8 protein-coding genes are annotated in these 12251 nt (G+C 55.9%); 2 read left to right on the top strand and 6 right to left on the bottom strand.

All coding sequences use genetic code 11. The features are described from left to right. Position 1: 1 nt before the first annotated feature. The 6 genes from urtB to LOZ86_RS10600 all read right to left on the bottom strand — a co-directional run bounded on the left by urtB (position 2) and on the right by LOZ86_RS10600 (position 10395). Positions 2 to 1591, bottom strand: coding sequence for an urea ABC transporter permease subunit UrtB (gene urtB, locus LOZ86_RS10625; protein WP_230243140.1), 1590 nt, complete (start codon positions 1589 to 1591; stop codon positions 2 to 4). A gap of 55 nt (positions 1592 to 1646) precedes the next feature. Next, positions 1647 to 2915, bottom strand: a complete 1269-nt coding sequence (gene urtA / locus LOZ86_RS10620) for an urea ABC transporter substrate-binding protein (protein WP_111778695.1) — start codon at positions 2913 to 2915, stop codon at positions 1647 to 1649. Then, positions 2912 to 3700: a GntR family transcriptional regulator gene (locus LOZ86_RS10615; protein ID WP_111778696.1), complete on the bottom strand. Its 789-nt coding sequence runs from the start codon at positions 3698 to 3700 to the stop codon at positions 2912 to 2914. The genes urtA and LOZ86_RS10615 overlap by 4 nt, the downstream gene beginning before the upstream one ends. A gap of 85 nt (positions 3701 to 3785) precedes the next feature. Next, the gene (uca, locus tag LOZ86_RS10610) at positions 3786 to 7400 is read right to left on the bottom strand and encodes an urea carboxylase (RefSeq protein WP_165707479.1); all 3615 of its coding nucleotides are present in this window, start codon (positions 7398 to 7400) and stop codon (positions 3786 to 3788) included. Then, complete coding sequence (gene atzF / locus LOZ86_RS10605; protein ID WP_230243139.1) at positions 7393 to 9195, bottom strand: allophanate hydrolase; 1803 nt, start codon at positions 9193 to 9195, stop codon at positions 7393 to 7395. Before atzF ends, uca begins: the two co-directional genes overlap by 8 nt. Before the next feature lie 192 nt (positions 9196 to 9387). Further along, a complete protein-coding gene (locus LOZ86_RS10600; RefSeq protein ID WP_039487620.1) occupies positions 9388 to 10395 on the bottom strand; it encodes a Gfo/Idh/MocA family protein in 1008 nt (335 codons plus the stop codon). Positions 10396 to 10540: 145 nt separating this feature from the next. Here LOZ86_RS10600 and LOZ86_RS10595 point away from each other — a divergent pair, with 145 nt between their 5' ends. Together LOZ86_RS10595 and LOZ86_RS10590 are read left to right on the top strand one after the other, a co-directional pair. Then, positions 10541 to 10717, top strand: a complete 177-nt coding sequence (locus tag LOZ86_RS10595; protein WP_165707478.1) for a hypothetical protein — start codon at positions 10541 to 10543, stop codon at positions 10715 to 10717. Between the two features lie 683 nt (positions 10718 to 11400). Beyond that, positions 11401 to 12219 carry an oligogalacturonate-specific porin KdgM family protein gene (locus tag LOZ86_RS10590; protein WP_039487633.1) on the top strand — a complete coding sequence of 273 codons (819 nt, stop codon included), beginning with the start codon at positions 11401 to 11403 and terminating at the stop codon, positions 12217 to 12219. Positions 12220 to 12251: the final 32 nt, after the last annotated feature.

Raw genomic sequence — 12251 nt, 5'->3', positions numbered from 1 at the left:
ATCAGTCAATCACCCGTCCTTTGAATGCAAACAGCCCCTGTGGCCGCTTCTGAATAAACAGCACGATCAATACCAGAATGACGATTTTTCCCAGCACGGCACCAATCTGCGGTTCGAGCACTTTGTTGAGAATGCCGAGGCTGAACGCGGCGACCACCGTCCCCGCCAGTTGTCCGACGCCGCCCAGCACGACGACGAGGAATGAATCGATGATGTAGCCCTGTCCCAGCTCCGGCCCAACGTTGCCCAACTGCGACAGCGCCACGCCGCCCAGCCCGGCGATGCCGGAGCCCAGCCCAAAGGCCAGCATATCGACACGTCCGGTCGGCACGCCGCAGCAGTCCGCCATCGCCCGGTTTTGTGTCACCGCACGTACATTCATACCAAGACGGGTTTTATTGAGAATGAGCCAGGTGAGCAGCAGCACGCCGAGAACGAACACAATCACCGCGATGCGGTTATACGGCAGTACCAGATTCGGCAGCAGGCGCAGACCACCGGACAGCCACGCGGGGTTCGCCACTTCCAGATTTTGCGTGCCGAACAGCATCCGCACCAGTTGGATCAACATCAAACTGATACCCCAGGTCGCCAGCAGCGTTTCCAGCGGTCGACCGTACAAATGACGAATCACCGTACGCTCCAGTACCATACCGACGCCAGCGGTGATAAAGAAGGCAACAGGCAGCGCCAGCAGCGGATAATACGCCAGCCAGCTCGGCGCAAACTGCTGACACAGCGACTGCACCAGCCAGGTTGCGTACGCGCCCAGCATCAACATTTCGCCGTGCGCCATGTTGATGACGCCCAGTAGCCCATACGTGATCACCAGCCCCAGCGCCGCCAGCAGCAGGATAGATCCAAGCGACAGCCCGGTAAACGCCTGTCCCAGCAGATCGCCGACGATCAAACTTTGCTTAATCTGATCCAGACTCTCCTGCGCCGCCGCCCGCACGCCGGTATCCGGCTCGTTCTGCACCTGTGTCAACGGCTGTAAGCGCGCCTGCATCTGCGGGTCGCCGGCCTGCCCTAAGCGTTTGACTGCCTCAAGACGTACCAGCGGATTGGGATCGTTTAACTGCCGCGTCGCAATAGCAGTATTCAGCGCCTCATGCACCTGCGCCTCTTTTTCTACCCCAAGACGCTGTACCAACAGCGGCAGCTGTTCCGCACTGCTGTCGCTTTGCAACTGCCGTACCGCATTCAGGCGCGTTGCTGCGTCATCGCTGACGAGCTGATGCGAAGCCAGCGCAGTGGCAACTAGCCCGCGCAGACGGTTATTCATAAACAGTTTTTTGGTCGCGCCCACCGGTTCCGCATTCCCTTCCAGCGGCGTTAACGTGCCCTTCACATCCATAAACGGCTGTTGGTTCCGATCGAGCACAACCGACTCGTCGTGCAGCGCTTGTAACAGCGGCAAGCGTGCGGGTTCCGGCGCGGCGGCCCATTGTTGCAGCAGTTCAGCCTGTTGCGTGCGGCTGGCTGCGGCGAAATCAGCCGCAGGCCCGGCCTGTGCCAACAGGGGAAACATCAGACACAGCGACAGCACAAACGTAGATAATCGATGACTCATCATCGCAATGTCCGCCATATAAGAGAGGGAGTATCCCGTCCGACATGCTGGACGGGGCGTATAGGAACAATGCTTACTGCGCGGCTTTGATTGGATGATCGGGCTTCTTATCATTACCGGCGATGTACGGGCTCCACGGCTGGGCGCGAACTGGCTGTTCGGTTTGCCAGACCACGTTGAACTGACCGTTTTCTTCAATTTCACCAATCATCACCGGTTTGTGCAGATGGTGATTGGTGCTGTCCATCGTCAGTGTAAAGCCATCCGGTGCGGCAAAGGTCTGTCCGGCCATCGCGGCGCGGACTTTATCCACGTCCGTGGTGCCTGCTTTCTCTACCGCCTGCGCCCACATATGAATGCCGACATACGTGGCTTCCATCGGATCGTTAGTCACCACCGAGCCCGCGTTCGGCAGATTTTTCGCTTTGGCATAGGCTTTGTAGGCTTCCACGAAGTCGGCATTGGTTGGGTTATCGACCGACTCAAAGTAGTTCCACGCGGCTAAATGGCCGACCAGCGGTTTGGTATCGATCCCGCGCAGCTCTTCTTCACCGACAGAGAACGCAATAACTGGCACATCAGTCGCTTTGATCCCCTGATTCGCCAGCTCTTTATAGAACGGCACATTGGAATCACCGTTGATGGTGGAAACCACTGCGGTTTTACCGCCCGTCGAGAACTTCTTGATGTTGGAAACGATGGTCTGATAATCGCTGTGGCCGAACGGCGTATAGACTTCCTCAATATCTTTGTCCTGTACGCCTTTGGAATGCAGGAACGCGCGCAGGATTTTGTTGGTGGTGCGCGGATACACATAGTCCGTACCCAGCAGGAAGAAACGCTTCGCCGCCCCGCCGTCTTCACTCATCAGATATTCCACCGCAGGGATCGCCTGCTGATTCGGTGCCGCGCCGGTGTAGAACACGTTCGGCGACATCTCTTCGCCTTCATACTGCACCGGGTAGAACAGCAGCCCGTTCAGTTCCTCAAATACTGGCAGGACCGACTTGCGCGACACCGAGGTCCAGCAGCCGAACACCACCGCCGCTTTATCCTGTGTCAGCAGCTGACGCGCCTTTTCGGCAAACAGCGGCCAGTTAGACGCCGGATCGACCACCATCGGCTCCAGTTTTTTACCCAACACGCCGCCTTTGGCGTTGATTTCATCAATCGCCATCAACGCCACATCCTTCAGCGGCGTTTCCGAAATCGCCATCGTGCCGGACAGTGAATGCATAATGCCGACTTTGATGGTGTCCGCCGCCTGCACGCTCCAGGTCAACCCCATACCAACCACTGTCGCAGAAAGCGCAAAAACTTTTAGCAATGAACGTCTTTTCATTTATTAGCCCTTAAGTCGTGTTGAGTGAGAATGGAATCGTGTGAGGCGTCAGGTGGAACCACTTCCGTTGAAACGGATTCAGTTGAGACAGATTGAGGCCGTGCCTGCTGTAGCATGTGTAAGGTGATCTTCCTGACTTCGGCCTTACTGACGGCAATGTGGTCGGTCAGAATGCGCTGCGCCTCCTCGGTGTGCTGTTGCAATATCGCCAGCAGAATGCGGGCATGTTCTTTATAGGTCGCGTCGATGCGATCCTCGCGGGTGAAATCGAGACGGCGAATAATGCGGATTTTCTCCGTCAGTTCGCCGTGAACCCGCGCCATTTCGCTGTTGCCCGCCGCCGTCACCAGCCCACGGTGAAACCCTTCGTCGTAGCGGGAGACGATCTTGCCGTCGTCCAGTCGCGGATCCTCAATCCAGAAGCGTTTTAGATCCGCCAATAGCTCGGCGCAGCGCCCTGGCGGCATCCCGCATAGCCGCCGAATGGCTTCGCGCTCCAGCACGATGCGAAAGTCATACAGTTCTTCGAAATATCCGAAATCAAACGGACGAACCTGCCAGCCGCTGCGGAAATAGACTTCGACATAGCCTTCCCGCTCCAGCCAGAACAGCGCCTGACGCACCGGCGTGCGGCTGACCGACATCCGTTCGGCAATCTCATTTTCACTAAAGCGGTCACCCGGCATCAGGCGAAAGTCGAAAATGTCGTTTTTCAGCGTTTGATACACCCGCTCCGCCAGCGCTTCCGGGCGATCTTTGCTGCTCTTTTGTGTGCCTGCTCGCATCGTGCTCTCCGCCTTTGCCGTTTATTTAGGTTCGCGCCTTATTCCAGTCTGTCCTTTTGTTCTAACCGCTTGTTCCAACCGCTGCCTACTCCAGCCACAGCAAGGCATCGCCGGGGCTGACCGGTCGACCCGGCTGGCAGCCAATGCGTTTCACCCGACCGGACTCCGGCGCGCTAATCGTCAGCTCCATCTTCATCGCTTCGACGATAATCAGCGGCTGTCCGGCTTCGATGACATCCCCCACGTTCACCAACACTTTCCAGATGTTGCCGTTCATATCCGCACTGACCTGAAACGCGCTCTCGTCGTTCTCCACAGGAGCAGCAGAAATCACTTCCTGCGGCGTGCTGTCATCCTCCTGCTGCCACAGCGCCACTTCCGTTTCAAACGCCGTGGCCTGACGCTGGCGGAACGCGGCAATATCGTCGGCCTGCGTGGTCAGGAAGCGTGAGTGCTCGGCAAAATCAAATTCGGTTTCTTCGATGCGGATCGCCGCGCGTCCTTCGCGGAAGTCATCGCGTAACGCCGTAAGTTCGGCTTCGCTGACCGGATAAAACCGCACCTGATCGAAGAAGCGCAGTAGCCACGGTTCACCCGCAATGAACTGATCGTTTTTGAGGAATTTGTTCCAGATAGGCAACGTGCGCCCCACCAGTTGATAGCCGCCCGGCGAGTCCATGCCATAAATACACATGTACATCCCACCGATACCGACGGTGCCTTCGGCAGTGAAGGTGCGCGCCGGATTGTATTTGGAACTCAGCAGACGGTGGCGCGGATCGACCGGCACCGCGCAGGGGGCGCCGAGATAAACGTCACCTAATCCCAGAATCAGGTAGCTGGCATCGAAAATGATGTCGCGCACGTCATTACGGCTCGGCAAGCCGTTAATGCGCTGAATGAAATCGACGTTATTCGGCAGCCAGGGGGCGCTGGCGCGTACGGTTTCACAGTAGCGTTCCACCGCGCTGAGCGTGGCGCTGTCTTCAAACGCCATCGGCAAATAGACGATGCGCGACGGCACTTTCATCTGGCTCACGTCGCCAAGCTGACTTTCCAGATGCAGCAGCACGTCCAGCAGCGCACGCTGGCGGAGAACCCTGCTGTCGTAGCGCACCTGTAGCGACCGTACGCCGGGCGACAGTTCTTCTATCCCCGCTGTTTCAGACGCGCGGATCGCTACCATTAGCAGGTGAATACGCAGCCGCAGCGCCAGATCCAACACGTTGTCGCCGTATTCGATCAGAACGTAGTTATCTCCTGCCTGACGATACACGGCGGCGGGTGTCGTAGCGGTGGCGGGTACCGCAGCCAGCACCGTGGCGGAACCCAATTCGGTTGTTGCCAACGAAGGCACGTCAAACGCGGGTGAATGCGCCGTACCTAGCGTGGAGACACAGGTAGACTGCGCCTGTTCCAGCGCCAGCGCTTCATCCGCGCTGATGGGATGGAAACGGATACGGTCGCCCGGTTTCACCTGACCGACTTTCCACAGTTCCGCTTTGGCGATGGTGACCGGACAGACAAACCCGCCCAGACTCGGCCCGTCTCGGGTGAGGATCACCGGGAAATCGCCGGTAAAATTCACGGCACCAATGGCGTATTCACAGTCGTGAACGTTGGAAGGATGCAGGCCAGCCTCACCGCCGTTCGCCCGCGTCCAAGTGGGTTTCGGCCCGACCAGACGCACGCCAAGCCGGTTCGAGTTGTAGTGCACCTGCCATTCCGCTGCGAAGAATTCATCAATCGCCGCGTGGGTAAAGAAATCCGGCGCGCCGTGCGGGCCATAGAGCACGCCAATGCGCCACTCATCGCCGTACTGCGGAATCAGTGCAGCGTCCACCGCCTGCGGTGCGCTCACCGGCGCGGGCGTGGTGCAGGCGGGCAAGTCGGGTTGAGAAATCGCCAGCATATCCGCCACGCGCAGCGTTCGTCCGGCGTGACCGCCAAATTCCCCCAGCGCGAAAGTTGAGCGGCTGCCGAGATACTGCGGTACATCAATGCCGTTGCGTACCGCCAGATAGGTGCGACAGCCGGACTGCGCACGCCCCAGCGTCAGCGTTTGCCCCGCCGTTACTGTAACGGGTTGCCAGTACGGCACCGCTTCCCCATCCAGCGTCGCCGGACAGTCTGCTCCCGTCAGTGCAATCACGGTATCGCGGTGGAAACGCAGCGTCGGGCCTTGCAGCGTAAATTCCAGCCCAGCGGCGGCCTCATCGTTGCCGACAATACGGTTCGCCAGACGGAACGCGAAATCATCCATCGGGCCAGACGGCGGCACGCCGATATCCCAATAGCCAAGGCGTCCGGGATAGTCCTGCACGCTGCTCCAGGTGCCGGGTTGAATCACTTCAATCACCGACGCGGCCGGCGTAAAGCTGTCGAGCATCCGCGTCCATACCGTTCCGTTGCGAAACGCGTCAGTAGCGATAATCTGTCGCAGGTAATCCAGATTGGTGGCAATACCGTGCAAACGCGTGGCATTCAACGCCTGCTGCATCTTTTCCAGCGCCAGCTCACGGGTTTCTGCGTGGACGATCAGTTTGGCGATCATCGGATCGTAATACGCCGATACTTCGGTGCCGGTGCTCACCCAGCCGTCAACCCGCACGCCATCGGGAAACGCGACTTCGGTCAGCACGCCGGGGCTAGGCTGGAAGTTTTTCAGCGGATCTTCCGCATAAATGCGCACCTCAATCGCGGCTCCACGCGGTGCCTGCGTCAGTTGCGACCAGTCCACTGGTTCATCCGCCGCGACGCACAGCATGCATTCGACCAAATCCAGCCCGGTGACGCACTCCGTCACCGGGTGTTCAACCTGCAAACGGGTATTCACTTCGAGGAAAAAGAACGCATCACGCTCGGCATCGTAGATATATTCCACCGTTCCCGCGCTGCGATAGTTAACCAGTTCACCGAGCTTCACCGCCGAGGCCAGCAGCGCGGCTCGCGTAGCGTCCGGCAAATGCGGTGCGGGGGTTTCTTCCACGACTTTCTGGTTACGGCGTTGCAGTGAACAGTCGCGTTCGCCCAGCGCGACCAACCGGCCTTTGCCATCGCCAAAAATTTGTACTTCGACGTGACGCGCCCGATCGATGCAGCGTTCAAGAAAAACGCCTGCATCGCTAAAGAACTGTTCGCCCAAACGGCGCACGTTTTCCCATGCAGCCTGTAGCGCTACGGCATCCGAACAGCGCGTCAGGCCAATGCCGCCGCCACCGGCAGTACTTTTCAGCATCACCGGATAGCCGATGTCTTCGGCGGCGACCAGCGCGTCCTCCAGCGAGGCCAACAGCGGCGTTCCTGGCGTCATTGGCACACCAGCGGCAGCGGCCAATTCACGGGCGCGGTGTTTTAGGCCAAACTCGCCAATTTGCTGCGCGGTTGGCCCGACAAACGCAATGCCGGCCTTTTCACATGCGGCGGCAAACGGCAGGCTCTCTGACAGAAAACCGTAGCCCGGCCAGACCGCCTCTGCCCCCGTCTGTTGTGCGGCGGCCAGTACCTTATCGATACACAGATAGCTGTCGCTGGCCTTCTCGCCGCCAATCGGTACAGCAATATCTGCGTCTTTCACATGCTGCGCGTTTTTATCCGCATCGGAATACATCGCCACGCTGGTTATTCCCAGACGTTTCAGCGTGCGTATGGCGCGACAGGCAATTTCACCCCGGTTAGCGATCAATACCGTCTTAAACATGGGACGCCTCCTGACGGGCAAGCCAGTGACGCCAGCCGCCGAATTCGGTGATATCCACGGCATCGCTCAGCGCAGCCGGTTCGCAGATAAAGCCTTTAACCTGTCGCCCGTCGATTAACGTCAGCGTACCAATGCCCAGCGGCGCAGGAATTTCTGCGACAAACTCACCAAAGCGCGCTAGCGGGATGTCCCACAGCTCGACGATAATCGCCGCGCCGTCGGTGCTTTTCACTAAACCGGGCTTGGCCGGCTGCGTATTCGCCAGTGCATAAAGGCGATAGTTTTCCGCCGTGCGCGTCTCTTCTACCCGCACGGCATCGCGGCTGGTCAGTTGGTGATTGAGCGGCATGCCCGTCAGGTGCGCGCCAACAACGGCGAGGCGAACGTGCAATGCCGAAGGTGGCAAGGTGCCAGATACGGCGGGCAGCGCTTTTCCCGTTGCGCCCAGCGTGAGCGCTAATTGCGCCTGCCAGCGCAGGCCGAAGCTGGCTAATGCGCGGTCGTGCCAGGCGGGCGCAATCAACGTGATCCCTGCCGGTAAACCATCAGTACGGAAAGGGGCTGGTAGCGCCAGCGCCGAGAGATCGGCCAGATTGGTAAAATTGGTGTAAGTGCCCAACTGTGAGTTGTAACGCACTGGCTCTTGCTTCATCGCCTCAAGCGTGTGGATCGTCGGTGAGGTCGGCACGACTAGCGCATCAAACGACGCCAGCGTCTGCTGAATCTGACGCGCCAGTTCAGCACGCAGATACTCAGCTTTAAAGGCCTCTACCGCGCTGAAACGCTCGCCGTTCGCCACAATGCTGTGCACCACCGGATCCATGTTTTCTGGCTGTTGCAGCATGTTGCCCACCGCGACGGTGCGTTCCGCCACCCAAGGGCCTTGATAAAGCTGATCGGCTAGCTGTGTGAAAATGCTGAAATCGATGGGATGCAGCGTCGCGCCCGCCGCTTCCAACTCGACCAGCGCGTGCTGCCATGCCGCCTGTGCAACGGCATCAGCAAAGAAAGTGGGATCGCTGGGAATCGCAAAGCGCGGCTTCGCTGGCAGCGCCGCCGGCGTACTAGCGGGATGGTGGCGCGAGTAGGCATCCGCCGCATCGTACCCACCAGCCAGTTCAGCGACGGTAAATGCATCATCGACGGTCAGCGCAAACACGGAAATCGTGTCATTCAGGCGACAGGCCGGTACAACACCGCTTGCCGATAGCCACCCTTTCGTCGGCTTCAGGCCGACAATATTGTTAAATCCGGCGGGAACGCGCCCCGATCCGGCGGTATCGGTACCTAATGAAAACGCAACCAGCCCGCGCGCCAGCACTGACGCCGAACCGGAACTGGATCCGCCGCTGATGTATTCCGCATTAAAGGTGTTTGGCACCGCACCGAACGGCGAGCGCGTGCCGACCAGACCGGTCGCAAACTGATCGAGGTTGGTTTTACCAATCACAATCGCCCCCGCCGCTTTCAGTTTGGCAACGGCAGTCGCATCCTTATCAGCCAGATAGGTAAATGCCGGACACGCCGCGCTCGTCGGCCAGCCCGCGACATCAATATTGTCTTTGACGGCAAAAGGAACGCCGAACAGCGGCAGCGCGTCTGGATTTTCACGATACCGAGGCAATAGTGCCGCGATCTGTGCCTGAAGCAATTCAGGTGTCGCAAGCGCGATCCACGCGGGATCGTCCGGCGACAAACTGGCGAGCAGCGCGCCTAGCGTTTCACCAACGCGTTCGGCCTGCTGTTGATAATGCTGTTTCCATTCCTGAAGCGTGAGCCCTGTCATTCTTGGCATGATGTGAATCCCATCTGGTATACAAGATTGAATTCACTAAAGCGAAAACCATGCCAGCTTTTACCCTGTTGATTTTTATGAAATTAGATTGAGATGCTCAATTTTCATGCACAGAAAAGGAACAACCGTGCGCCATCGCGGAGCACGGTTACAAAAAAGGATTGGTCATTGATACACAGGTAACGCCTTCTCTCAGGCGATCTTCTTCGCGGCCTGCTGCGCCAGAATTGACAGCGCAGTCGCTTTGAAGATATGCGCTTGCGACATCGACAGTTCGGTGCGCTCACGGCAGTCACGAAGAAAATCCGGGAAAAAAGTGCGTTCGACACTGCCTGCGGGGGTAAAGCGCTGTTCGCCCTTGCCATTCGCCAGATAAACGACGTTGCCTTCACCGCGCGTCAGATCGACATATTTCCTGATTTCGATATAGCCTTCCGTCCCCAGTATCGTCAGGCGGCCGTCGCCCCAGACGCTCAGCCCATCCGGCGTAAACCAGTCACAGCGGAAATAGCCCGTTGCCCCATTGTCGCCCAGCAGCATGGCATCGCCAAAATCCTCAAATTCTGGCTGGTGCGGGTGGTGATAATTCGCCGTCTGGCTGGTCACCACTCGCGCGTCGGTATTGCCAGTAAAATAGAGGAACTGTTCGATCTGGTGGATACCAATATCGCAGAGGATCCCGCCGTACTGACGCTTTTGATAAAACCAGTCAGGCCGCGCGCCGCGTTCACGATGTGGGCCAACGCCAATGGTCTGAATCACTCGACCGATCTCACCCTGTTGCACCAGTTCACCAGCAAACAGCGCGCTATCCACATTGATTCGCTCATTAAAGTACACGGCAAACTTGCAGCCGGTTTCGGCAACCCGACGCTGGACGGCATCCAACTGCTCCAGCGTGGTCAGCGGCGGTTTGGCGGTGAAGAAATCTTTACCGGCATCCAGCGTGCGCAGCGCCAGTTCGGCTCGGTCACAGGGAATAACCGCACAGGCAATAAGATCGATAGACGCGTCGGCAATCAGCTGTTCCGCAGAATCGGCAAAAGGAACGGCGGGGAACAGTGAGATAAATTTTTCCCGATTATGCGGATCGGACTCAAACACGCCGACCAGTTCCGCGCCCGCCTCAACCAGTTGCCGACACATGTCATAAATGTGGTTGTGCGCTAGCCCAATCGCCGCAAATCGAATCTTTTTCATCTTCACCTCTGCCGATGTCGTCATGCCGAAGCACCTACAATAAGGCGGAAACCGAGCGGGCTAAAGACAAAAGCCGTATAACGCGTTAGAATTTTTCCTGTTTTTTAACCTATCCACATTTTCCGCAACGCAACTAAAGATAACCATGAAAAGAAAACGTATTCTGATCCCTCTCATCATTCTGATCCTGTTTGTACTCTATCTGAATCGCGATGCGCTGAATCCTTTTGCGCCGGACTGTAAAAACCTCCCGGCAAATCAACCAAAGCCCGAAGCGTGTAAAAAGCCGGTGAAAGAAGTCGCCCCGGGTTTTGAGATTTAAGCTTTGAAATTGATGCTGACGCATCAGCATGGTTTGGGGATAACAATACGGTGCGTTCCCTGATAATTTTCAGGGACGTTTGATAGCGATTAGCGGTTTATTCATTTTTATGGAAATCGCTTTCCACAGAATATTCTCGGAATGATGGCGGGGAAATAAGGCCGACAATAGGTTAATTGTTGTTCAATTACATGCCATTATTATCACTAACATTCAAGAGATACCGCTCCTTCTCTGATAACCCTTTTCTCCGTTACGCCTATTCCTGACGCTTACAATAATCAGACGAAATAATTACAAAAAATTTCAAAGAGTAACCAAATGTGTGATCCACATAAATGAAACAACGTTTCCTTTTCACCATAATGCCACTCATCCTAATTATCAAGTCTGCTGATAATTAGATTAACCGGTAAACGGTGGGAATTATCAACCTTCACTCAGCAGCATAAGCCATTTCGCTGATTGAAATACTCATAAGCTACGTCGTATATAAGGAGTCATCGATGCATTGATAGCAACCTGATTTACCAGGGAGAAATCCCTGTCTGACATTATAAATGGCGTCATCATCATTCCTGGTGATTCTATTTTTACGCCCAAAAAATGACATCAACTGTCTGGTTTTAAAGATAGAGACTGCGCTCGCCAATAATATTGTTTACCCAAAAGAGAAAGATAAAATGAAAATAAATACCCGTAACCTACTCATTGTTTGTGCCGGATTCACGCCGTTCCTCACTCAGGCAGAAACCGACGGCAAAACCACCTTCCAGTATGAACATAACTGGAAGACGGAAGATCGCCGCCACTCAGATTCCATTAAGCTCATTCATAAGAAAACCAACGGCTGGTCGTACGAAGTCAAATTCAGTACCTCAGCAGGTGGGAACAGCAACTACGACGTTGCCTATGATGACATGCAGGGCGGCTCTGGCGGCATGGTAATCGGTAAAGATTTCAAGCTCAGCAAGGCCGCCACCTTAACGCCGACCTTTGAATTCTCCATCGGCAATTCGACCATGATGTACCAGTCGGGGCTGAAATATAACTACCGAATTAACAGCGACTGGTCCACTTATGGCCGCTACCGCTATGAATATAAAAAGCCCTCTCGCAGCTCACGCTATTCAACCATTTCCACGTCTGACAAATATGGTTACGCAGGGGAATCTTATTTGTCGAAATCCGACACCGGTCGTCATCGTCTGGATGCAGGGGTAACGTATTCTGGTTTGGATAATATTAATCTGACTTACGTCTTTAACTACTACATCGGTGATAACACCACAAAATCGTATAAATATAGCAAGGGTGAATTCACAGAAAGAGAATATGCGGTTTACGATAATGGGAAAACGGATTATGAACATCAGTTCAAAGTTCAATATAAGTTAAACAAACAGCTAACTCCTTACATTGAGTATGATGATATTAGCCAATCCAGCACATCATCAAGCCGTCAGGGGAAAATCAAAGTTGGTTTCAACTACGTTTTCTAAGAAATGCAGAATTTTATAAAGGAAATACGCCG

Source organism: Pectobacterium parvum (assembly GCF_020971565.1).
Taxonomy (GTDB): domain Bacteria; phylum Pseudomonadota; class Gammaproteobacteria; order Enterobacterales; family Enterobacteriaceae; genus Pectobacterium; species Pectobacterium polare.
Note: the sequence above shows the minus strand (reverse complement) of the source record. Positions and strands in the feature narration are given on the sequence as shown.

Excerpts from the sequence above, each read along its gene's own strand:
- urtB (WP_230243140.1), bottom strand. The coding sequence starts at position 1,591 with ATGGCGGACATTGCGATGATGAGTCATCGATTATCTACGTTTGTGCTG.
- urtA (WP_111778695.1), bottom strand. The coding sequence starts at position 2,915 with ATGAAAAGACGTTCATTGCTAAAAGTTTTTGCGCTTTCTGCGACAGTG.
- LOZ86_RS10615 (WP_111778696.1), bottom strand. The coding sequence starts at position 3,700 with ATGCGAGCAGGCACACAAAAGAGCAGCAAAGATCGCCCGGAAGCGCTG.
- uca (WP_165707479.1), bottom strand. The coding sequence starts at position 7,400 with ATGTTTAAGACGGTATTGATCGCTAACCGGGGTGAAATTGCCTGTCGC.
- atzF (WP_230243139.1), bottom strand. The coding sequence starts at position 9,195 with ATGCCAAGAATGACAGGGCTCACGCTTCAGGAATGGAAACAGCATTAT.
- LOZ86_RS10600 (WP_039487620.1), bottom strand. The coding sequence starts at position 10,395 with ATGAAAAAGATTCGATTTGCGGCGATTGGGCTAGCGCACAACCACATT.
- LOZ86_RS10595 (WP_165707478.1), top strand. The coding sequence starts at position 10,541 with ATGAAAAGAAAACGTATTCTGATCCCTCTCATCATTCTGATCCTGTTT.
- LOZ86_RS10590 (WP_039487633.1), top strand. The coding sequence starts at position 11,401 with ATGAAAATAAATACCCGTAACCTACTCATTGTTTGTGCCGGATTCACG.